The organism is Candidatus Bipolaricaulis anaerobius (assembly GCF_900465355.1).
Lineage (GTDB): Bacteria > Bipolaricaulota > Bipolaricaulia > Bipolaricaulales > Bipolaricaulaceae > Bipolaricaulis > Bipolaricaulis anaerobius.
This window is the reverse complement of sequence record NZ_LS483254.1, coordinates 1,156,899-1,177,964: the sequence shown is the minus strand read 5'-3', so window position 1 is coordinate 1,177,964 and position 21,066 is coordinate 1,156,899. Positions and strand designations below refer to the sequence as shown.

At 70.8% G+C, this 21,066-nt stretch carries 24 protein-coding genes; 16 read left to right on the top strand and 8 right to left on the bottom strand.

Going from position 1 to position 21,066, the window contains the following annotated elements; translation table 11 throughout:
* Positions 1 to 38 precede the first annotated feature (38 nt).
* Positions 39 to 641, top strand: a complete 603-nt coding sequence (gene coaE / locus BARAN1_RS05690; RefSeq protein WP_122031586.1) for a dephospho-CoA kinase — start codon at positions 39 to 41, stop codon at positions 639 to 641.
* Here coaE and BARAN1_RS05685 read toward each other — a convergent pair.
* The 4 genes from BARAN1_RS05685 to BARAN1_RS05670 all read right to left on the bottom strand — a co-directional run bounded on the left by BARAN1_RS05685 (position 615) and on the right by BARAN1_RS05670 (position 4,704).
* On the bottom strand, positions 615 to 2,051 hold the full coding sequence (locus tag BARAN1_RS05685; RefSeq protein WP_122031585.1) for a UDP-N-acetylmuramoyl-L-alanyl-D-glutamate--2,6-diaminopimelate ligase: 1,437 nt from the start codon (positions 2,049 to 2,051) through the stop codon (positions 615 to 617). The two genes, coaE and BARAN1_RS05685, sit on opposite strands and share 27 nt — an antisense overlap.
* 76 nt (positions 2,052 to 2,127) lie before the next feature.
* Positions 2,128 to 2,550: a ribonuclease H-like YkuK family protein gene (locus tag BARAN1_RS05680; RefSeq protein WP_157959515.1), complete on the bottom strand. Its 423-nt coding sequence runs from the start codon at positions 2,548 to 2,550 to the stop codon at positions 2,128 to 2,130.
* 72 nt (positions 2,551 to 2,622) lie between these two features.
* Positions 2,623 to 4,005 carry a sensor histidine kinase gene (locus BARAN1_RS05675; protein WP_122031583.1) on the bottom strand — a complete coding sequence of 461 codons (1,383 nt, stop codon included), beginning with the start codon at positions 4,003 to 4,005 and terminating at the stop codon, positions 2,623 to 2,625.
* A 3-nt stretch (positions 4,006 to 4,008) separates the two neighbouring features.
* On the bottom strand, positions 4,009 to 4,704 hold the full coding sequence (locus tag BARAN1_RS05670; protein WP_320410386.1) for a response regulator: 696 nt from the start codon (positions 4,702 to 4,704) through the stop codon (positions 4,009 to 4,011).
* Between the two features lie 186 nt (positions 4,705 to 4,890).
* Between BARAN1_RS05670 and BARAN1_RS05665 the strand changes: the two genes are divergently transcribed.
* From BARAN1_RS05665 to BARAN1_RS05655, 3 genes are all read left to right on the top strand, one after another.
* A complete protein-coding gene (locus tag BARAN1_RS05665; RefSeq protein WP_162297759.1) occupies positions 4,891 to 6,972 on the top strand; it encodes an acetate--CoA ligase family protein in 2,082 nt (693 codons plus the stop codon).
* Between the two features lie 53 nt (positions 6,973 to 7,025).
* A complete protein-coding gene (locus tag BARAN1_RS06530) occupies positions 7,026 to 7,238 on the top strand; it encodes a transcriptional coactivator p15/PC4 family protein (RefSeq protein WP_157959514.1) in 213 nt (70 codons plus the stop codon).
* 100 nt (positions 7,239 to 7,338) lie between these two features.
* Positions 7,339 to 7,749 carry a hypothetical protein gene (locus tag BARAN1_RS05655; protein ID WP_157959513.1) on the top strand — a complete coding sequence of 137 codons (411 nt, stop codon included), beginning with the start codon at positions 7,339 to 7,341 and terminating at the stop codon, positions 7,747 to 7,749.
* Between the two features lie 27 nt (positions 7,750 to 7,776).
* On the opposite strand, the gene BARAN1_RS05650 is transcribed toward BARAN1_RS05655, so the two are convergent.
* Positions 7,777 to 8,028: a glutaredoxin domain-containing protein gene (locus BARAN1_RS05650; protein ID WP_122031579.1), complete on the bottom strand. Its 252-nt coding sequence runs from the start codon at positions 8,026 to 8,028 to the stop codon at positions 7,777 to 7,779.
* Entirely contained in the window at positions 8,001 to 8,318 is a 318-nt protein-coding gene (locus tag BARAN1_RS05645; protein WP_122031578.1) for an ArsR/SmtB family transcription factor, read from the bottom strand. Before BARAN1_RS05645 ends, BARAN1_RS05650 begins: the two co-directional genes overlap by 28 nt.
* 83 nt (positions 8,319 to 8,401) lie before the next feature.
* Between BARAN1_RS05645 and BARAN1_RS05640 the strand changes: the two genes are divergently transcribed.
* A complete protein-coding gene (locus BARAN1_RS05640) occupies positions 8,402 to 8,803 on the top strand; it encodes an OsmC family protein (RefSeq protein WP_122031577.1) in 402 nt (133 codons plus the stop codon).
* A gap of 33 nt (positions 8,804 to 8,836) precedes the next feature.
* Here BARAN1_RS05640 and BARAN1_RS05635 read toward each other — a convergent pair whose 3' ends face one another.
* On the bottom strand, positions 8,837 to 10,126 hold the full coding sequence (locus BARAN1_RS05635; RefSeq protein ID WP_122031576.1) for a glycosyltransferase family 4 protein: 1,290 nt from the start codon (positions 10,124 to 10,126) through the stop codon (positions 8,837 to 8,839).
* Between the two features lie 132 nt (positions 10,127 to 10,258).
* On the opposite strand from BARAN1_RS05635, the gene BARAN1_RS05630 reads away from it, so the two are divergent.
* Genes BARAN1_RS05630 through BARAN1_RS05580 form a run of 11 tightly spaced genes read left to right on the top strand, consistent with a single transcriptional unit; the run spans position 10,259 to position 19,826 of the window.
* Positions 10,259 to 11,470, top strand: coding sequence for a sensor histidine kinase (locus tag BARAN1_RS05630; protein WP_122031575.1), 1,212 nt, complete (start codon positions 10,259 to 10,261; stop codon positions 11,468 to 11,470).
* Entirely contained in the window at positions 11,445 to 12,011 is a 567-nt protein-coding gene (locus BARAN1_RS05625) for a response regulator transcription factor (RefSeq protein ID WP_122031574.1), read from the top strand. The genes BARAN1_RS05630 and BARAN1_RS05625 overlap by 26 nt, the downstream gene beginning before the upstream one ends.
* Before the next feature lie 50 nt (positions 12,012 to 12,061).
* The gene (locus BARAN1_RS05620) at positions 12,062 to 12,673 is read left to right on the top strand and encodes a response regulator transcription factor (RefSeq protein WP_162297758.1); all 612 of its coding nucleotides are present in this window, start codon (positions 12,062 to 12,064) and stop codon (positions 12,671 to 12,673) included.
* Positions 12,660 to 13,628, top strand: a complete 969-nt coding sequence (locus tag BARAN1_RS05615) for a polyprenyl synthetase family protein (RefSeq protein WP_122031572.1) — start codon at positions 12,660 to 12,662, stop codon at positions 13,626 to 13,628. Before BARAN1_RS05620 ends, BARAN1_RS05615 begins: the two co-directional genes overlap by 14 nt.
* 14 nt (positions 13,629 to 13,642) lie before the next feature.
* On the top strand, positions 13,643 to 14,617 hold the full coding sequence (gene hpnH / locus BARAN1_RS05610; protein ID WP_157959512.1) for an adenosyl-hopene transferase HpnH: 975 nt from the start codon (positions 13,643 to 13,645) through the stop codon (positions 14,615 to 14,617).
* Positions 14,614 to 15,168 carry a nucleoside phosphorylase-I family protein gene (locus BARAN1_RS05605; RefSeq protein WP_157959511.1) on the top strand — a complete coding sequence of 185 codons (555 nt, stop codon included), beginning with the start codon at positions 14,614 to 14,616 and terminating at the stop codon, positions 15,166 to 15,168. The genes hpnH and BARAN1_RS05605 overlap by 4 nt, the downstream gene beginning before the upstream one ends.
* Complete coding sequence (gene ispG, locus BARAN1_RS05600; RefSeq protein WP_122031569.1) at positions 15,165 to 16,217, top strand: flavodoxin-dependent (E)-4-hydroxy-3-methylbut-2-enyl-diphosphate synthase; 1,053 nt, start codon at positions 15,165 to 15,167, stop codon at positions 16,215 to 16,217. The genes BARAN1_RS05605 and ispG overlap by 4 nt, the downstream gene beginning before the upstream one ends.
* On the top strand, positions 16,210 to 18,096 hold the full coding sequence (gene shc / locus BARAN1_RS05595) for a squalene--hopene cyclase (RefSeq protein WP_122031568.1): 1,887 nt from the start codon (positions 16,210 to 16,212) through the stop codon (positions 18,094 to 18,096). Before ispG ends, shc begins: the two co-directional genes overlap by 8 nt.
* Positions 18,093 to 18,947 carry a 4-hydroxy-3-methylbut-2-enyl diphosphate reductase gene (gene ispH, locus BARAN1_RS05590; RefSeq protein WP_122031567.1) on the top strand — a complete coding sequence of 285 codons (855 nt, stop codon included), beginning with the start codon at positions 18,093 to 18,095 and terminating at the stop codon, positions 18,945 to 18,947. The genes shc and ispH overlap by 4 nt, the downstream gene beginning before the upstream one ends.
* The gene (locus tag BARAN1_RS05585; RefSeq protein WP_122031566.1) at positions 18,944 to 19,411 is read left to right on the top strand and encodes a secondary thiamine-phosphate synthase enzyme YjbQ; all 468 of its coding nucleotides are present in this window, start codon (positions 18,944 to 18,946) and stop codon (positions 19,409 to 19,411) included. Before ispH ends, BARAN1_RS05585 begins: the two co-directional genes overlap by 4 nt.
* On the top strand, positions 19,404 to 19,826 hold the full coding sequence (locus BARAN1_RS05580) for a DUF116 domain-containing protein (RefSeq protein WP_122031565.1): 423 nt from the start codon (positions 19,404 to 19,406) through the stop codon (positions 19,824 to 19,826). The genes BARAN1_RS05585 and BARAN1_RS05580 overlap by 8 nt, the downstream gene beginning before the upstream one ends.
* On the opposite strand, the gene hpnA is transcribed toward BARAN1_RS05580, so the two are convergent.
* Complete coding sequence (gene hpnA / locus BARAN1_RS05575; protein WP_122031564.1) at positions 19,780 to 20,805, bottom strand: hopanoid-associated sugar epimerase; 1,026 nt, start codon at positions 20,803 to 20,805, stop codon at positions 19,780 to 19,782. The genes BARAN1_RS05580 and hpnA overlap by 47 nt on opposite strands.
* Positions 20,806 to 21,066: the final 261 nt, after the last annotated feature.

Sequence of the window (21,066 nt, the reverse complement as noted above, 5' to 3'; positions counted from 1 at the left end):
CCTGGCGGACCGGCGCCGGGGGGGCTAGGCTCCCCACGATGAAGGTGATCGGCATCGCTGGCCCGTCCGGATCCGGGAAGTCCACCCTCGCCCGCCACCTCGCGACCGAGCCGGGGGTGGTCCACCTCGATGCCGACGCCCTGGCGTGGGCGACGTACGCCCCCGGTGGACCGGCCTACTTCCCCCTCGTTGCCCGGTTTGGGGAGGACATCCTCGCCGAGGACGGGACGGTGGATCGGGCGCGGCTGGCGCGGGTTGCGTTCGCGACGCCTCAGGCGAAGGCCGATCTGGAAGCGATCGTGCACCCGCGCGTGATGGACGAGGTGCGGCGGGCGATCGAGCGCCATCGTGATGCCGGGACGCGGATCCTCCTCGTGGAGGGCGCGCTCCTCCTTGCTTCGCCCGATGTGGATCGGTCCCTGTTCGATGCAGTCCTGTGGCTGGAGGTCCCGGAGGAGGAGCGGCGGGCGCGGCTCCTTGATTCGGGGCTGGATCGAAAGGCCGTGGCGCGGCGCCTCCGCGCGCAGCGGGACCTCGTGCCCCCACAGGATCCCCGCGTCTACGCCGTGGATGGCCGTGGGGAGCCGCAGGAGGTCGCCGAGCGGGTGGCGGAGCTACTGCGGGCGTGGGGTGGACCGTGAGCTCTCGGAGAGCACGAGGTCGAGATCGGAGTGGGGGATGGCCCCCTGGGACGTGATCTGGTAGCGCTCGTGGCCCTTCCCCGCGAGGAGCACCACGTCCCCCGTCGTGACGTCCCCCAACGCCCAGCGGATCGCCTCCGCCCGGTCGAGCTCGATCCGGTACCTCCCCCCCACCGCCCGCACCCCGCGGGCCACCCCCTCGGCGATCGCCCGCGGATCCTCACCCTTGGGGTTATCGGCAGTGATCACGGCGAGGTCGGCGAGCTGGCCCACGATCCCCCCCATCAGGGGCCGCTTCCCCGGGTCGGCCTCGCCGTTGGCCCCGAACACGACCACCAGGCGCCGGGCGTGGGGGCGGAGCGAGGAAAGGATCTCCGCTAGCGCTGGCGGGTTGTGGGCATAGTCCACCACGGCCGTCGCCCCGCTCCGGAGCGGGAACTGCACGAACCGCCCTGGGGGGAGCGTCGCCGTCATCAGGCGGGATGCGATTTCGGGAAGGGGCGTGCCCAGCGCCCACGCCGTGGCCGCAGCGGCAAGCGCGTTGGCCACGTTGTGGCGGCCCGGGAACGGCAGACGCACCTCCTCCGATCCGTCCGGCGTCTCGAGCGCGAACTCCGCGCCCGTTCGGTCCAGGCGCAGCCCCTCGGCGCGGACATCGCCGCGGCCCAGCCCATACCGGACCCCGTGGCCGCGGCACGCCGCGAGGAACGGATCGGCATGGCGGTCCTCGGCGTTCACGATGCCCACGCCGTCTGGGGGGAGCATCCGGAACAGGCGGAGCTTCGCATCGAGGTAGGCCTCCATCGTGCGGTGGAAATCGAGGTGGTCCCGTCCCAGCCCGGTGAAGACGGCTGCCGCAACGTGGATGCCCGCCACCCGCCTCTGGGCGAGTCCAATCGAGGACGCCTCGAACGCGAACGCTTTCCTCCCCGCCGCCCGCGCTTCGGCGGCCAGCCGCTGCAGGTCGGGGGCCTCGGGGGTGGTCACACAGGACAGGCCCTCCCGCTCCACCCGCACCGTGGTCAGGGTCTCGCACTCCGGGAGGAGCTGGCCGAGGAGGTGGACGACGGTCGTCTTCCCGTTCGTGCCCGTGACGCCGATTGTGCGGAGCTCGCGGGTGGGGTGGCCATAGAAGGCGGCCGCGGCGTGGGCGAGGGCGGACCGGGCATCCGGGACGCGGGCGTAGGGGACCCCGGCGCGTGGCCGCACGCGTTCGCCCACCACCGCCACTGCCCCGCGCGCCATGGCATCGGCGATGAACCGGTGCCCATCCGTCCGTTCGCCCACGAGGGCGAAGAACAAATCTCCCGGCACGACGCGGCGGGAGTCCCAGGCCAGTCCTCGGACCTCGACCTCCCTGATCCCAGGAACGGAAGAAAGCGAAGGCAACAGCGCACCAACCGTGGGCATGCCGCCATGCTAGGGGGTTCTCGGCGCGCGGGGCAGGACACGCGGGAGCGCGCCGCATCCCGCGTGCCCAACGGCTCTAGGTGTACCGATCGGCAACGGCGGAAGCAGCGTAGGCTTCGGGCTTGGTGCGCACGCGGTACCCCACCCCGAGGATCATCCCCACCACTTCCTCCACGAGGTCCCGCGTCCGGCCGTTGCGGCCGATGTCCACGTGGATCTCGAGCTGGAACCCGCTCACCCCGCGGTCCTTCAGGGCCCGGATCAGTTCCTCCGCCGTCTCGTAGGAGAGCCACGCCTCGCGGTAGATGCGCTCGCGTAGGCTCTGCGGTCGCTCGTCCTTCTCCCGGCGCCAGAAGTAGCGGCCGCCCCGCCCCACCCGGTGCACGACGATCGCCGATACGTAATCCACCTCGTCGGCGTAGATCTGGGAATCGGTGCCGACGACGACTTCGTACGGGGCTTCCGGGGCAGCCGCCATCATCGCCAAGATCTCATCCACCACTTCTTGGAACGAGAGCCTGCCGAGGGTTGGACTGTGGTAACACGAACCTTCGCCCATAGCGCACCGATCTTAGGCGTCGGCCCGAGGTGAATCAAGCAACGGCAGGGTGAAGGTGAACACGGCCCCGCCCTGGTTCTCCACCCAGATCCGCCCACCATGGGCCTGCACGAGCTCGCGGGCGATCGAAAGCCCCAGCCCGGTCCCCTCTCCGCTCCGCGATGTGTCGCCCTGGTAGAACCGCTCGAACACGTGGGGGAGGTCGTGGGGCGACACCCCCGGCCCCTCGTCCCTCACCGAGACGCGGATCTCCGAGTCCGCTCGCGCCACCGTCACCGTGACCGTCCCCCGCGGCGGGGAGTAGCGGAGGGCGTTATCGAGGAGGTTGCCCAGCACCTGCCGGATGCGGCGGGGGTCAACGTTGGCCCGGAGCCCGGGCTCGACCTGGGCCGCGACCGTCACCCCATCCTCGACGGCCGCGGTGCGGGCTGCCTCCACCACTGCCCCGACGAGCTCCCCGATGTCGGTCGGCTCCCGCAGGAGCTGGAGGTGGCCCGCCTCGGCGAGGGTCAGGGTGCGGAGGTCCTCCACCAGCTCCCCCAGGTGGAGGGTCTGGTCGTACACCGGCGCGAGGGCCTCCGGCGTGAGGGGGAACACCCCATCGAGCATCCCCTCGAGGTTCCCCCGCACCACCGCCAACGGGGTGCGCAGCTCGTGGGCGACATCGGTGAGGAGGTTCTGACGGGCCTTCTCCGAGTGTTCGAGGGCCGCGGCCATCTCGTTGAACGCCTGCCCCAGCCGGCCGATCTCGTCCCGGGTCCGGATGGCGACGCGGTGGGAGAGGTCGCCTGCGGCGATGCGGGTCGTGGCCAGGATGAGCCGCTTGAGGGGCCGGGAGAGCTGGGCGGTGAGGATCACCGCGAGGAGGGCCGCCGCCACGAGGGCCGCGGCCCCTCCCACGAGCACCGCCCGTTGGAGGGAGCCGAGGAAGTCCTCCTCGAGGGGATTCAGGGCGGCGATGTCGAGGGGCACCACCGTTCCCACCTTCACCCCGTTCACCGTGATCGGCACTCCATACCGATCGACGATCGGCCTGAATTGGGGGTCGTCCGCCATACACTGGCCGAGCCTCTCCTGTTGAGCACAGCCCACCACCGTATAGGTATCATCCAACACCATGAATTGGCCCCATGCACTCTGCTCGTAGATCACCTCCCGTCCGCGCACGATCACAGCCACAGACGCGAAGATGGACTTAAGCACTTCCCAGCTCTCAGTTGATTCCCAGATCTGGGCTAGCGCGGCGGCGAACTCCTGGGCCGCCAGGTGCCGGTTCTCCTCCCGGAACGCGTCGAACTGGGAGCTCACCTCGCGCGTGCTGAGGAAGTACGTCCCCCCGGCCGCGAGGAACGCGACCAGGGCAAACGCAGCGAAGAGCTTCCACCGAAACGACATGGGCTATCCTTCGCCAGCATCCGGACGGAACTTGTACCCCACCCCGTGGACGGTGAGGATGTAGGTGGGATCATCCGGGTCCGGTTCGATCTTGCGACGGAGGTTCTTCACGTGGGAATCCACGGTGCGGGGGAGGGTGGCGTAGGTCCTTTCTTGCAGGGCCTCCAGGAGCTCGCGCCGCGTGAACACCCGCCCCGGGTGACGGGCGAAGAACGCGAGGAGGTCGAACTCCGTGGGGGTCAGGTCGAGGACCGTTCCGGCGAGGCGCGCCTCCCGTGCTGCCAGGTCCACCGTGAGGGGGCCGACGCGGATCACCTCCGGGACTGTCCCGCCCTCGGTGCGGCGCAGGACGGCCCGCACCCGCGCCGCGAGCTCCCGCAGGCTGAACGGCTTCGTCACATAGTCGTCGGCGCCCATCTCCAGGCCGGCGACGCGGTCTGCCTCCTCCGTGCGCGCGGTGAGCATGATGATCGGGGTCGTCGCCTCTTGGCGGATGCGCCGCGCCACCTCCAACCCGTGCATCCCGGGGAGCATGAGGTCGAGCACCACCAGGTCCGGCTGGAGGGCCTTGAACATCGCCCACCCCTCCTCCCCGGCGAACGCCACCTCCACCCGGTACCCCTCGCGCATGAGGTACGCCTGCACCATGCGCGCGATTTCCCGCTCATCTTCCACGACGAGGATCGTTTTCATCTGCATCGGTAGCCTACCTCAAGGGGGGGAAGAGGGCTACACAGCCTTCCCTCCCCCGCGACGATCGGAGGCGGTTTGTGGTGGTCGGGCTCTCGCGTGCGCTTCCACCTCGCTCCACTGTCCCCCTCTAGCGTCGAGGGGAGGTGGAGGGGGTGTGAAGATCCCGCGGAGGCCGTTACCATGTCCCCGGACATGCCACGCGACCTCACCGGCCTCCTCACCCCCTCCTCGATTGCGGTGGTCGGGGCGTCGGCCACGCCGGGGAAGATCGGGCACGCCCTGTTCTCGAACGTCGCTGCCTTCCCGGGGCCGGTGTACGGGGTGAACCCGAGCCGCAGCCAGATCCTCGGCCGGCCGTGCGTCCCAACGGTGGACGATCTTCCTGAGCCCGTGGCCCTCGCCATCATCGCCGTCCCCCCCGCCGACGCACTGCGCTCCCTCGCCGCCTGCGGAAGGAAGGGGATCCGCAACGCCGTCGTCATCACCGCTGGGTTCAAGGAACAGGGGGGAGAGGGGATCGAGCGGGAACGGGAGCTCGTCCGCATCGCTTCCCAGTACGGGATGAACGTGCTTGGACCGAACTCATTCGGGCTCATCTCCCCGCGGGCGGGGCTCAACGCGACCTTCGCCCCGCGAGGGGCGTTCGCGGGCGCGATCGCGTTCATCTCCCAGTCCGGCGCCCTCGGCAGCGCGGTGCTCGACTGGGCATGGCAGAACGAGGTGGGACTCTCGTTCTTCGTGTCGCTGGGGAACAAGGCCGTGCTCACCGAGACCGACTTCCTCCCCGCCCTGGCCCGCGACCGGGAGACGGTGGTCATCGCCGCCTACCTGGAGGGGATCGAGGATGGGCCGGAGTTCGTGCGCATCGCGGGCGAGGTGACGCGGGAGAAGCCTGTGCTCGTCCTCAAGGCTGGGGCAACTGAAGTTGGGGCGCGGGCGGCCTCGTCCCACACCGGGGCCCTCGCTGGGTCGGACCGCGCCTACGGGGCCGCGTTCCGGCGGGGCGGCGTCCTCCGCGTCCGGTCGGTGGAGGAACTGCTCGAGGCCGCGGTGGCCCTCTCCGAGCAGCCGTTGCCGCGTGGGCGCCGGCTTGGGATCGTGAGCAACGCCGGCGGGCCGGCGATCCTGGCCGCGGATGCCGCTGCCGAGCAGGGCCTTGCGGTGCCCCCCCTCTCCCCGCCCACCGTCCGCTCCCTCGCTGAACGCTTCCCCACGGCGAGCACCGCCAATCCCGTGGACATCCTCGCCGATGCCTCCGCTGATGGGTTTCGGGACGCGGTGGACCTCGTCCTCTCCGACCCGGGGGTGGACATGGGCCTCGTCCTCACTGCCCCGCATCCCATCCTGACCTTCGCGGAACTGGCACGGATCCTCGCCGCATCCCATCGCAAGCACGGGAAGCCGGCTGTGGCGAGCTTTCTGGCCGGTGAGCTTGGGGAGGAGGCGGAGAAGACGCTCCGCGCGGCCGGGATCCCGGCATACTTCGAGCCGGCCCGGGCCGTGCGGGCGCTGGCGACGCTCGCCCGGTACCGGGAGATCCGGGACCGTCCCCTCCCCGTGCGACCCCCGCCTGCGGCCGACCGAGCCCGCGTGCGGGTGCTCCTCGCCTCAGGCGGCCCGCGACTGGGGGTGGAATCACTCGGCCTCCTCGCCGCCTACGGGATCCCCATCGCGCGGGGCGGGCTCGCCCGCAGTGCGGACGAGGCGGCCGCCCTTGCCCAGGATCTCGGGGAGAGGGTCGTCCTCAAGGTCGTCGCGCCCGAGATCGTCCACAAGTCCGACGTGGGCGGGGTGAGGATCGGCGTCCCCGCGCATGAGGTCCGCGGCGCGTACCGGGAGATGGTGGGGCTTGCTCCCGCCGTGGGCGTGTACGTGCAGGAGCTCCTCCCGCCCGGACAGGAGGTGATCGCGGGGATCGTGCGCGACCCCACGTTCGGGGCCCTCGTCATGTTTGGGCTGGGAGGCGTGTTCGTGGAGGCCCTGGGCGACGTGGCGTTCGCCCTCGCCCCCCTCTCCGCGCCGGAGGCGGAGGAGCTCGTGCGGGGCATCCGCGCCTTCCCGCTCCTGGCTGGGGCACGCGGGAGGCCCCCCGTTTACCTGGCGGGCCTCGTCGCGGCGGTGGAGCGGATCAGCCACCTTGCGGCGGAGTTCCCCGAGATCGCGGAGCTCGATGTGAACCCGATCCTCTGTTACCCGGACCGCGTCGTGGCCGTGGACCTGCGGGTCACCGTCTCCGGGGCCGAGGGGTTGCCGTGGGGCCGGGGCCAGCCCTAGAATGCCCCGGTCGCCGCGGGACCCGGACGGGTCGGGCGCGCGAAGGGGGTTCTGTGGACGCAGAGAGGGTCATCGCGGAGTTCGAACGGGGGGCCGGACAGAAGGTCGTCGTCCGGCGGACGCAGTTTCGCGGCAAGGAGTACCTCGACCTGCGCCAGTTCTTTCAGGGGGACGACGGCCAGTGGCTGCCGACGAAGAAGGGGGTCTCCCTCCCGTGGGAGACCCGGTTGGCCCTGATCGAGGCCCTGCAGAAGGAGGAACCGTAGCCGCGCCGGAAGCGGGGGGACCGGATCCGGTGAGCGCGACGGCGACTACACTGGCCGCGCGGTTCTTCTCCCATTCCCAGTGGCTGATGAGGAGGGATGGATGCTCACCCAAGCTCTGCACGACCTAGTGCGCACGGTGGGCGGTGAGATCTCCGAGCGGGGAGGGGAGATCGAGCTCACGAAGGTCCTTGCCGAGCGGCGGGTGCTCCTCTCCCGAAGGAGGCTCGTCTACCGGGCGCGGCTGCGCGTGGACGAGGGGAAGCGCGAGGTGCACCTCTCTGAGTCCCTCACCGAGGTCGGCTCCGGCCTCGCCGCGGACGGCGGGGCCGGGTTCAAGGTGGAGACGTACCGGACCGGCCGCGGGCCACGCGAAGGGGACCTCGCTGAGCGATCGCGACTGTTCGGGAAGGTCTACGCCACCACGTTCGACCACGGGGAGGTCCGTAGCGCGATCGAAGGCATCGCCCGGCAGCACGGCTACACCGTTTGCTACCGCGTTACCGGCCGGTAGGGGGCAGCGTCCGGAGCGGGCTCCACCCTAGTCCAACCCAAGCAGGGCATCGATCTGGGCGCGGTCGAACCCGATCACGCACTCGCCGTCGATCTCGATCACCGGCACGCCCTGCTGCCCAGTCTTGCGCACCATCTCCATCGCCGCTGCCGGGTCGGCAGCCACATCCACCTCGGTGTAGGCGATCCCCCGGCTGGTGAGGTACCTCTTCGCCACGTGGCACCACGGGCAGGTGGGGGTGCTGTACACGATCACTTCGTGCTCGACTTGCTGATCCATTGTTCTCCCTCCTCGGTCAGTGTCTGCCGGATCCCCGGCGCAAGGAGCTCGTCCAGGATCGGGGTCAGGCTCAGGCAGTGCAGCCGACCGCGGCGGTTCCGCGTGACGAGCCCGGCATCCTCCAGGATCCGGAGGTGGTACGAGAACGCGGAGGTGGACATCCCCAGGGCGTGAGCGATCCGCCCACAGGGAGAGCCCCCCTGGGCGAGCAGGTAGCTCAGGATGTGAATCCTCTCCACGCTCCCCAGGGCCGCGAGTGCCTTGGCGAGGTCCGCGATCCCCCGCTCCATGGGGCGAGTATAGCCCGCCCCCTTTAAGGTTCAACTGTCGTTGAAACGTTGAGATAAGAGGGGCGGCGAGGTACCCTCAGCGCATGGACGCGAAGGTGACCTGGCAAGAAGGGATGAGGTTCGTGGGCGGGGGGCCCTCCGGCCACCCGGTGGCCATGGATGCGGGGCGGGAGTCCGGCGGGAGCGACACCGCGCCGCGGCCGACCGAGCTCCTCCTCGTCGCCCTCGGGGGGTGCATGGGGATGGACGTGGTCTCGATCCTGGGGAAGATGCGCACCCCGCCGCGGAGCCTGGAGATCGCCGTCACCGCGGAGCGGGCCCCGGATCACCCGAAGGCGTTTCGTAAGGCGAGGGTCCTCGTCCGGGCGGAGGGCGTGCCCGAGGGGAACCTGCGCCAGGCGGCCCAACTCTCCCGCGACAGGTACTGCTCTGTGGGGAACTCGCTCTCCGCCGAGGTCACGGTCGAGGTCGAGGCCCGCCCGTAGCCCCTCTCGAACCGCGTGCGGTGGGCGAGGAGATCAGAGGAGACGCACCAGGTGGGCGGCCAGCCCGTCGGCAGCCAGGGAGAACGGCTGGTCCCCGGCGAACCGCCGGGCGGCCTCGCCCATCCGCGGGAGCTCCTCCCGCCGCGCGAGGAGCTCCCGGAGGCCTTGGTACAGGGACCCGGGCTGCGCGGGAACGACGCACCCGAACTCCGGCCGCACGAGATCGTGCGCCGAGCGGTGGTCGGTGGTGAGGACGGGGAGGCCGGCGGCGAGGGCCTCCATGAGGGTCAGCCCGTAGCTCTCATGGCGGGACGGGAACACGTAGAGGTCGCTTAGGCGGAAGAAGGCGTGCTTCACCGCCCCGGAGACGTAGCCCGGGAAGTGCACCTCCACCTTCCGCAGGCCCCGCGCGAGCCGCTGCAGGGTGCGCAGGTAGCTTGGCCCGTGCATGTAGGCCGCGCTCCCGCAGATGAGGACGAGGAGCTCGCCCCCGCCTCGCCGCTCCCAGAGCCGCAAAGCCTGGAGGAGGAGGTCTTGCCCCTTCTCCGGCGAGATCCGGGACAGGGTGAGGAGCACCGGTCGGCCCCCAGGCTCGTAGCGCCGTTCGAGCTCCGCTTGCGCCCCTTCGAGGTCGGGGGGTTCGGGTGCGGAGATCGTCCCCCACGGGAGGGCGAGGGTGTCGTCCTCCGTCCGCCAGGGGTAGGCGGCCGTGAGGATCTCCGCCATCCGCGGGGAGGGGACGATCAGGAGGTCGCAGTGGCGGGCGCAGGCCTCTTGCTTCCCGAACGCGAGCTTCGCCACGTCGGGAAGGAAGGGCGCGACGTGCGCTCGTTCCAGGGTCCGGTACGCGCGGGCGAGGCCCCGGGAGGACAGGTGGCCGCGGAGGTAGATCTGGGCGACGTAATCCACCACATCGACGTGGAAGATCGCGGCCTGGCGGTAGCCCAGGGCCGCGATCTGGGCAAAATCGCCGGCCTCGGCGATGTCGTTGTGGAGGACGCAGGCCCGCGACGGGTCGACGTCGCGGGCGAGCGAGCGCAGGAACCCGGTGACGCCGCGCTCGAACTGCCGGGAGAACCGGGCGTACTGGCGGATGGAGAGGCCGGCCGGATGGCGTGCCCTGGCTCCGTCATCCCACACCACTGGCTGGTACGGGACCCCCGGGTGCGGCGGCCTCTCCCCGGACCCGAGGACGAGGAACGGGAACGGCTGCGTCTCCAGCCAGCGCCGGGCGAGGGCGGTCCCCACCGCGGCCCCTCCCCCGAGGGGGACCTCGTGCGGGTCGTAACCGAGGTGTGCCCCGACGAGGATGACGAGGGCCATGCGGGAGACGCTACCGCCCCCGCCGGGGACGGGGTATCGGGAGATCGGACAACCCCCGGGCACCTCGCGGGGAGCGAGCCCCGCGCCCCCAGGACCATATGCGGACCGTAGCGTTACAATTCTCTCCAGCCGATGAACCCAGTGATCGAAGGGCGGGAGTTCGGGGAGATGCGGGCGATCGTGGACCGGACGTTCCTCGTCCGCCGCGTCACGCTCGCGGTGTTCTGCGCGGTCACGTTGATCGTGCTAGGGATGCCGGGCTTCCCGTTCAACCCCGTGTTCGCCGTCCCGTTTGCGTGGCTCCTCCTCACCCTGCCCTTCCAGTGGCTCCTCCGCCGCCAGCGGACGCTTCGCTCGCTCCAGAATGTGCACGCTGCGTTCCTGGCCCTGGAGAGCGTGCTCGTGACCTACCTCATCCACCGGCTGGGGGGTGTGGAGTGGATGGGGGTCCTGTTCTACCTGTTCACCGTGATCTACGCGAACTTTTTCCTCCCCCCGCTGGCGGGATATGTGGTGACCGGCCTCGCCCTGCTCGGGTTCGCCCTCGTTGCCGTGCTGGAGATGGTGGGCCTCATCCCGCACTACCTCCCGTTTCGGGGGGATGTGCCCCCTCACCGCGATCCGGTACGGGTTATCGCGACCGTTCTCGTGGGCGGGGTCGGCTTCTACGCGGTGCTAGCGTTCACGGTGCGGGCGTTCGCCACGATGTACGAGGAGCGGCGGCGGGCCTTGGCTGAGCTCTCCGCGCGGCTCCTCACGGCCCGCGAGGAGGAGCGGGTGAGGATCGCCCGGAGGCTTCACGACGAACTGGGGCAGACCCTGGCCGCGGCGCGGTGGGCCCTCTCGGGCGGGGATCCGGCGGAAGCGGAGCGGCTCCTCAGCCTGAGTGTGGACGGAGTGCGGACCCTGGCGCGGGAGCTGCGGCCACCCCTCCTCGATGAGCTCGGCCTCGGCCCGGCGTTGGAGGCGCTGGCGGAGAGCTGCGCAGCCTCGACGGGGATCGCGGTCGAGGTGGACGTCCCGCCGGGGAGGAGGTTCCCCCCCGAGGTGGAGACGGCAGCGTACCGCGTGATCCAGGAGGCGCTGGAGAACGCGCAGCGCCACGCCGCGGCGCGGCGGGTAGAGATCCGCCTGGCGCGGACCCGGGGGGGAATCGTGGGCGAGGTGACCGACGACGGGCAGGGGTTCGACCCGGAGCGAGCCGGGTCAGGGTTGGGCCTGTCCGGGATGAAGGAGTGGGTGGGCCTCCTCGGCGGGGAGCTCCGCGTGCGCTCCGGGCCGGGGAAGGGGACGCACGTCACGTTCTCGATTCCGTGCCATGATCCGCGCCCTGATCGTGGATGATCACCCGCTCGTGCGGGAGGGGCTCGCCCGCCTCCTCGCCGGGCAGGGGATCTCCGTCGTCGGGCTCGCCGTTGATGGAGAGGAGGGGATTCGCCTCGCCCAGAGCGAGGGGCCGGACCTCGTCTTGTGGGACCTCGCCATGCCCGGTGGAGGGCTTGCCGGCCTGGCCCGGCTGAAGGAGGCAGCCCCTCAGTCCCGCGTCCTCGCCGTCACCGCCCTCGATGACCCGTGGCTGGGAAGGGAGGCGGCGCGGGCAGGGGCGGATGGGTTCCTCTCGAAGGCAGCCTCCCCCGATGAGCTGCGGGGGGCGATCGAGGACTGCCTCCGCGGTCGGGGACCGTTCCCCGCCGCCTGTGACCTTTCCCCCCGCGAGGAGGAGGTGTTCCGCCTCCTCGCGGCCGGGCTCCCCAACCGCGAGGTCGCCCGCGCGCTCGGGATCTCGGTGAAGACGGTGGAGTCTCACCTCGAGGGGCTGAAGGCGAAGCTGGGGTGCCGGACCACCGCCGAGCTCCGAGCCCGCGCCCTGCAGCGGGGCGGATAGTGCGCTCCCCCGATCGCCCCTGCGCGGGGCCTTCCCGTACGATGGTCCCCGTGAGGACAGCTATTGTGGACGACCACACCCTCGTTCGGGAGGGGATCGCCCGGATCCTGACCGAGGCCGGGTTCGAGGTGGTGGGCCAAGCGGCGTCGGGTCGGGAGGGGTGGCGGCTCGTCCGGGATACCTCGCCCGATGTGGCGATCCTGGACGCGGCCCTGCCCGAGCTATCCGGGGTCGATCTCTGCCGCCGGCTGAGGCAGCGCGGGGTGGCGGTGGTCGTGCTTTCGATGTTCGACGACCCGGAGTGGCGGGCCGAGGCAGCGCGGGCCGGGGCAGCGGCGTACGTGCTGAAGGGCGACCCGCCCGCTGCCCTTGTGGATGCCGTCCGCCGCGCAGCCCGCGGGGAGGTCCTCCTGCCCCCGCCTCCGCCGGATGCGTCCTCGCTCACCGCCCGCGAGCGGGAGGTGGTGCAGCTCGTCGCTGAGGGGAAGAAGACGTCGGAGATCGCCCATCTCCTCTCGCGGTCCGTGGCCACGGTCCGGGCGCACAAGGCATCGGCGATGCGCAAGCTCGGTGCGCACACCACCGCCGCCCTCGTCCGCACAGCGCTCGACCGGGGGCTCGTCTGCATCCCGAACTACAAGGGGGGCCATGAACATCCTTGAGCGGTACCGCACTGAGATCGCGTCCTCCCTCGCCGCGGTCGTGCCCGGAGAGGGGATCCTGAGGCAGCTCATCGGCTACCCCCTCGGGCTGGTGGGGGCCGACGGTGGGCCGGGGCCAGGGATCGGGGGGAAGCTCCTTCGCCCATCCCTCGTGTGCTTCGCCTGCGAGGCGCTGGGGGAGGAGCCGGAGGGAGCCCTTCCCCTCGCGACGGCGATCGAGCTCGTCCACACCTTCTCCCTCGTCCACGATGACATCGTGGATGGGGATCGGGTCCGCCGGGGCCGGCCCACGGCGTGGGTGGTCCTCGGCGAGCACCAAGCGATCCATGCCGGGGATGGTCTCCTCGCGCTCGCCTTCCGCACCGCAGCCCAGGCGGACATCCCCGCGGAGGGGGTGGCGCGCGCGGTCGCCTCCCTCGCCACCGCCACGGTGGCGATGGTCGGGGGGCAAGCCCGCGACCTAGAGCTCGAGGGGATGTGCGCGGGGACAGACCTGTACCTGGAGATGGCCCGTGGCAAGACGGGGGCCCTTCTCGGGTGTGCCCTCGAACTGGGGGCGATCGCGGCCCGCCGCCCCGATCTCGCCCTCGCCCACCGTGCGACCGGGGAGGCCCTCGGGGTGGCGTTCCAGCTGCGGGATGATTGGCTTGGCCTGTGGGGCGATCCGCGCGAGTTCGGGAAGGCGGTGGGGGCGGACCTCGTACGGGGGAAGCGCTCGTTCCCGATCGCGTGGGCGCTGGAGCGGGATCCTTCTTTTTCCACCCTCCTCAACGAGGGGACCCCGGACGAGGCCCGGGCGCGCCTGGCCGAGCTGGGGGCGGACGAGGCGACCGCTGCCAAGGCGGAACGGCTGCTCACTGTGGCCGAGGAGAGGGCGGGAGCTCTCCCCTGGCCGGGCTGGGCCCGGGCGGCGTTCCGGGACCTCTGTCGTGGGCTCGCCGCCCGGGTGAGATGAGCCGCCCCCTGGCGATGACGGTGGAATTGGCCCGTTACCTCCTCCCCCGCCGGAGCTGGCCGGGGAAGGGCCGCTTGTTCCCGATGGTCCTCATGCTCGAGCCCCTCGAGGCGTGCAACCTGCGCTGCGCCGGTTGCGGCCGAGTGCGCGAGTACACCGGCGTCATGGAGCGCCTCATGCCGGTCGAGGAGGCCTTGGACGTAGCCCACCGCGCCGGGGCTCCTGTCGTGTCCGTCTCCGGTGGGGAGCCCCTCCTCCATCCCCAGATCGCGGGCATCGTCGAAGGTCTCATTGGACAGGGGCGATGGATCTTCCTGTGCACGAACGGCCTCCTCCTCCGGAGATCCCTCCCCCGATTCCGGCCCGACAAGCGGCTGTGTTTCGTCGTCCACCTCGACGGCACGGCCCGCGTCCACGACGAGGTGACGGGCCACCCCGGGGCCTATGCCGAGGCGGTGGCGGCGATCGCGGCCGCCCGCGAGAAGGGGTTCCGGGTGGCGACGAACACGACCGCGTTCCACGGCTCCGATCCTGCCGACCTCCACGAGCTCTTCCGCACCTTGGCTGGGCTGGGGGTGGAGGGGATCATGCTCTCCCCGGGCTATGCCTACGAGCAGGTGCCGGAGCGGGAGCTCTTCCTCAAGCGGGAAGAGGCGGTGCGCGTGTTTCGGGAGATCCTCGATGGGGAGAAGTTCCCATTCTACGATAACCCCCTGTTCCTCGACTTCCTGCGGGGGGAGGTGACCTACCCCTGCGCGGCGTGGGCCATTCCCACCTATACGGTCCTCGGGTGGCGGGTCCCCTGTTACCTCATCGCCGATCGGCACACGCCCGACCTTGGGGAGGTCCTCGATCCGGAGCTGTGGACCCGCTACGGGCCGGGGAACGACCCCCGCTGCGCGGGGTGCATGCTCCATGCCGGCTTCGAGCCGGCGAGCGTGTTCGATCTCCTCTCCCACCCGTGGAGACTCCTCCGGAGGGGGCGATGATCCTCACCGTGGCCGCGCTGGGGACGGAACTCCTCTTCGCCCCCCGCCCTCAGCTGCGGGCGGGGGTAGGGGCCGGAGGGAGGGGCCGGGTTGGCGCGTGGTTGAGCGAGCACCGTCCGGCAGGGGCCGTCATCATCGGGTTCTCCGGCGCGACCCATGCCTCCCTGGGCGCGGGGTCGCTCGTCCTCGTGGAGGGCATCGTGTCCGATGGCCGCGATCCGATCCCGCTCGACCGTGCGCTCATTGTGCGTGCACAGAGGGCGCTCCCGGGCGCCACCGTGGGGGCCGTGGCCACCGTGGCGCAGCCCGCCGACCCGGCGGAGAAGGCCCGCCTCGGGCTGGATGCCCTGGCGGTGGACATGGAATCGGCCCACCTTGCGGAGGAGTTCGCCGGCCGGGGGATTCCGTTCCTCGTGGTGAGGGTCATCCTCGACGAGCTGTGGGAGGACGTATCGCAGTTCCCCGTCCGGTGGACGGGACGGGCGGTCGCCGCGGCGCGGAAGTTAGGCCAGGCCGCGTCCGCACTGGTCCCGATCCTGGAGGGGCGATGACCCGCGTCGTCCGGGTGGGCGGGGTCGCGATCGGGGGTGGGAACCCGGTTGTGGTCCAGTCCATGACCACCACCGACACCCAGGACGTCCGGGCCACGGTGGCCCAGATCTCGGCCCTGGCGCGGGCCGGATGCGAGCTGGTGCGGGTCGCTGTCCCCGATATGTCCGCGGCCCACGCCATTCGGGAGATCAAGAAGGAGGCGAGCCTCCCCCTCGCAGCCGACATCCACTACGATCACCGACTGGCCCTCGCGGCCCTCGCGGCCGGAGCGGATAAGCTGCGCCTCAACCCCGGGAACATCCGCGATCCCAAGAAGGTTCGGGAGGTGGCGGCAGCCGCCTCGGATCAGGGGGTGCCGATAAGGATCGGGGTGAACGCCGGCTCCCTCGACGAGAGATTTCTGAAACGAGGAGAGGTCACCCCGGAGGGGATGGCCGAGGCCGCCCTGTGGGAGGTCTCGTTGCTGGAAGGGGTGGGGTTCCGGGACATCGTCATCTCCCTCAAGGCGCACGACGTGCCCCTCACGGTGGAGGCCACCCAGCTCGTGGCAAAGGAGGGGGATTGGCCGCTGCACCTCGGGATCACCGAGGCAGGGACGGAGTGGGAAGGGGCGATCCGCTCTGCGGTCGGGATCGGGATCCTCCTCGCGCAAGGGATCGGGGACACCATCCGGGTCTCCCTCCCCGGGGATCCGGTGCGGGAGGTGGAGGCGGCGTGGGAGATCCTGAAATCCCTCGGGCTCCGAAGGCGGGGGCCCTCCTTTGTTGTCTGTCCCACCTGCGGCCGGACCGGGATCGACATCGCCGGGATCGCCGCGGCGGTGCGACAGGCCCTATCTGATGTCGCTGAGCCGGTCTCCATCGCCATCATGGGCTGCCCGGTGAACGGGCTTGGCGAGGTGGGGCGGGCGGACTGCGGGATCCTGGGAGGGAAGGGCTACGGGACGGTGTACGCCCACGGGAAGGTCGTCCTCCCCAGAGTCCCGGAGGAGAAGCTCGTCAAAGAGCTCGTGCGGATCGTCCGTGCCGAGGTGAGCGCCCATGCCTGACCATGCTCCCGTCGCCGGGCTCGACCACGCGATCGACCGGGCGGTAGGCTGGCTCCTTTCCCACCAATACCCCGCGGGCTACTTCTGGGGGGAGCTCGAGTCCAACGCCACCATCACCGCCGAACACCTCTTCCTCACCCACATCCTCGGGGTCGGCTCCCCGGAGCTGTGGGACAAGATCGCCCGCTACATCCTAGGACAGGAGCGGGAGGACGGGAGCTGGGCCAACTGGTACGGCGGGCCGGGGGACCTCTCTACCACGGTGGAGGCCTACCTCGCCCTGAAGCTGGCCGGGGTCGATCCCGCCTCCGAGGAGATGGAATGGGCCCGGGGGTGGATCCTCTCCCAGGGAGGGGTGGAGAAGGCCCGGGTGTTCACCAAGATCTGGCTAGCGCTCCTCGGGGAGTGGCCCTGGGAGGCCACCCCCATGCTTCCCCCGGAGCTCGTCCTCCTCCCCTCCTGGTTCCCGGTGAACCTGTACTCGTTTGCCTCCTGGGCCCGGGGGACGATCCTCCCCCTGGCCATCCTGCGGGTCAAGCGGCCGGTTTACCCCATCCCCGAGCATGCCCGGATCGACGAGCTCTTCCTAAGGGGCAGGGGAAATGCCGACCACTCTCTTCCCCGCAAGAAGAGCGCCTGGGGGCGGTTCTTCTCCGCGGCGGATAAGCTCCTCCGGGCCTACGAGCGGGCGCACATCCGGCCCCTGCGACGCCTCGCCCTGAAGCGGGCCGAGGAGTGGATTGTGGAGAGGCAGGAGGCGGACGGCTGCTGGGGCGGGATCCAGCCGCCGTGGGTGTACTCCCTCATCGCCCTCCATGCCCTGGGCCATCCCTGGGAATCCCCGGTGATGCGAAAGGGCGTCGCTGGATTTGACCGGTACGCCATCGAGGAGGAGGGGACATGGCGCCTCCAGTCCTGCATCTCCCCGGTGTGGGATACCGGCCTGGCGATGATCGCCCTCCACGACGCCGGACTCCCGGAGGACCACCCGGCCCTGGTCAAGGCCGGGGAATGGCTCCTCGGGGAGCAGATCTTCGTGGGGGGCGACTGGCAGGTGAAGTGCACGGCCCGTCCCGGCGGGTGGGCGTTCGAGTTCGATAACGACATCTACCCCGACACCGATGACACCTCCGTGGTGTTGATGGCCCTCCAGGGGACCGAGCTCTCGGAGGAGGCCAAGGAGTTCGCCCTCTCCCGAGGGCGGGACTGGCTCCTTGGGATGCAGTCTAGGAACGGGGGCTGGGGAGCGTTTGACCGGAACAACACCCAGGTCTTCCTCCGGGAGATCCCGTTCGCCGACTTCGGTGAGCTCGTGGATCCCCCGTCGGTCGACGTCACCGCCCACATCGTGGAGTTCCTGGGGAGGATGGGGTACCGGCCGGGGTTCCGGCCCCTCGACCGGGCCCTCCGGTACATGTTCCGGGAGGAAGAGCCGGACGGCCCCTGGTACGGCCGCTGGGGGGTCAACTTCATCTACGGGACAGGGTACGTCCTCCCGGCCCTGCAGGCTTGCGGGTTTCCCCTGGACGATCCGCGGGTGAGGAGGGCGGTGGGCTGGCTCCTCGCCCGCCAGAACGAGGACGGCGGCTGGGGGGAGGACGTCCTCTCTTACCATGAGCCGGAGCTCAGGGGACGCGGGCCGTCCTGCGCCTCCCAAACCGCGTGGGCCCTCCTCGCCCTCCTCGCCGCCGGGGAGGAAGAAGGCGAGGCCGTCCGACGGGGGATCGCTTACCTCGTCCGCACCCAGCGCGAGGACGGCACCTGGGACGAGCCCTACTTCACGGGGACTGGCTTCCCCACTGACTTCATGATCCGCTACCACCTCTACCGGCACGTGTTCCCATTGATGGCCCTCGGCCGGGCCCGGGAGGGACAATGATCGAGATCGAGCTTGCCCGCGTGTACGGGTTCTGCCCGGGGGTGCGGCGGGCAGTGGAGATGGTGGAGGAGCACCTCCGCGAGCGGGGGCCGCTCGCCACCCTGGGGGCGATCGTCCACAACGCGCGGGTCGTGGATCGGCTCGCCTCCCGTGGGGCTCAAGGGGTGCGCTCGTTGGACGAGGTGGCGACCTCCGCCGTGGCCATCACCGCCCACGGGGCGGGGCCGAACGTGGTCGAGGAGATCCACCGGCGGGGGTTGGGCCTGGTGGACACGACGTGCCCGATCGTGAAGCGCGCCCAGGAAGAGGTCCACCGCCTGAGCGAGGGGGGGTTCACCGTCCTCATCTACGGTGAGGCGACGCACCCCGAGGTGCAGGGTCTCCTGGCGTGGGCAGGGGGGAACGGGCACGCGACGCTTGTCCCGTCGGATTCCCCCTTGGCCCGGGCCGGGCGCCTGGCGATCGTCTCCCAGACGACGAAGGAGAGGGAGGCGTTCTGGGAGTTCGTGCAGGCCGTGGTCGGTCGGGAGCGCGGGGCGCTCCGCGAGCTGCAGGTGGTGGACACGACGTGCCCGGAGACGGGGCGGCGCTACCAAGCGGCCCAGGACCTGGCGCGGCAGGTGGAGGCGATCTTCGTGGTCGGCTCCCGGAACTCGGCCAACACCCGTCGCCTGGCAGAGGTCGTCCGCGCGACCGGCGTGCGCACCCACTTCATCGAGTCGGAGGACGAGATCCACCCGGAGTGGCTTACGGGGTTGTCCCGCGTCGGGGTCACGGCGGGGGCCTCGACCCCCGATGAGGCCGTCCAGGCCGTGATCGCTCGCCTACGCGGGCCGAGGGGGGAGCCATGAACCCCACCTACGCCGGGCCGATCCTGCGACGGGCGACGTTCACGGTCCCCACGGAACGGGCGCCGCAGTTCATCGACATCACCGACCAGGTGGAGCAGCTCGTCCGCGAAAGCGGCGTCCGGGACGGGTTCGCCCTCGTGTTTTGTCGCCACACAACCGCGGCCATCCGGGTGAACGAGAACGAGCCCCTTCTCATCTCGGACATGGAGGAGTTCTTGAAGCGGGTCGCCCCGCGCGACCTCTACTACCGGCACAACGACTTCACCATCCGCACGCACAACATGACGCCCGACGAGTGCCCCAACGCCCACGCCCACTGCCAGCACCTCCTCCTGGGATCGAGCGAGGCGATCCCGATTGAGGACGGGAAGCTCGTCCTCGGACGGTGGCAGCGGGTGTTCCTCGTGGAGCTGGACCGGCCGCGGGAACGGGAGGTCACGGTCCAGGCCTTCGGCCATGGGTGAGGCCGGGCTCGCGGGGATCCCGCCGGCGGAGCGTGTGCTCCTCCTCCCGCACTGCCTGCGCCCGAGTCAGACCTGTCCCGGCCGCTCGTCGCGCGACGGGTTTCAGTGCCCGGAGGACTGTGGGGAGCGTTGTGGGATCCGGTCCCTGCGCACGGAAGCCCTCCGCCTCGGCTACAAGGGGGTCTGTGTCGCCCCCGGCGGGGCGCTCGCCCTGCGGTTCGTGCGCGAGGTCCGCCCGCGGGCCGTGGTCGCCATCGCCTGCGCCAAGGAACTCCGGGAAGGGGAGGAGGCCCTGGCCGATCTCGGCCCCGCGCCCCCCTTCGTTGCGGTCGTCCCCCTATCCCGCGACGGGTGCGTGGATACGGAGGTCAACCTCGACGCGGCGCTCGCCCTCCTCCGTGCCGGGATACCTTGACGTACCCGTTGTCCTGGAACCACGCCACCGCCCGTCGGAGCGCCTCCCGGGCCGGCGTCTGGGGGAGCCCGAGCTCGCGCACTGCCTTGCCCGGATCGTAGAACATCCGGTGGCGCGCCATCCGCACCGTGTCTGGGGTGAGCCGGGGGACCGTCCCGGTCAGGGCACCCCACGCTGCGTTGAGGTAGGCGAGGGGGACGAGGGGAAAAGAGGGCAGGCCCACCCGCGGTGCGGGGAGTCCGCTCGCTGCGGCGAGGAGGTGGAGGAGGTCCCGCATCGGGAGGTTCTCCCCTCCGAGGATGTAGCACTCCCCCGGTCGCCCCTTTTCCGCGGCGAGGACATGGCCCAGTGCCACGTCCTCCACCGCCACCACGTTCATTCCGGTGTCCACGTAGGCCGGCATCCGTCCGTTGAGGAAGTCCACGATCACCTGGCCGGTGGGGGTCGGCTTACGGTCGTACGGCCCGACGGGGAAGCTCGGGTTCACGATGACCACGGGGAGCCCGCGCGCCGCGAACTCGGCGGCGACCATCTGGGCGAGGTACTTGCTCCTTTTGTAGTCCCCGACGAGGGACCTCCGGTTGGCAGGTGTTGTCTCGTCCGCCGGACGGCCGTCCTCCCGCAGGCCGAGGGCGGCCACCGAGCTCGTGTACACGACCCGCTCCACCCTCGCCTCCCACGCCGCGCGGAGGACCTGGCGTGTCCCATCCACGTTCGTCTCGTAGACGGGCCGCCGTGGGCGGACCCACAACGCGTACAGAGCGGCAACGTGGAATACGAGGTCACATCCAACGACGGCGGCGCGCATCGCAGACGGGTCCCGCACATCCCCGTACGCCTGCTCCACGGCGAGGCCCCGGAGGTTCGCCACCTCCGCTCCCGGGCGCACGAGGGCCCGTACCTCGTACCCCCGTCCGAGGAGCGCCCGCACGACGTTCGCTCCGATGAACCCCCCCGCTCCGGTCACCAGTGCCCGCATCGCGACCATTCTGCGGCCTCGCGGTCGGAGCGCCATCCGGGAAACGCCCAAGGCCCCCCCGAGGGTGCGTGGCGGCACATCCCATTGGGGAAAGACCTGGGGATAACGACGTGGCCCGCAAAACGGGCTCACTGCCCCACCTTTTGGACATCTGTCCCGAGCCCCGCGGACACGTGACCCATGGTTTTCCACAGGGGATGCCTTGACCGGGTTCCGACCCCCGACTATACTTGCCTTGCCCGTAAGGGCATCCGTTGGGAA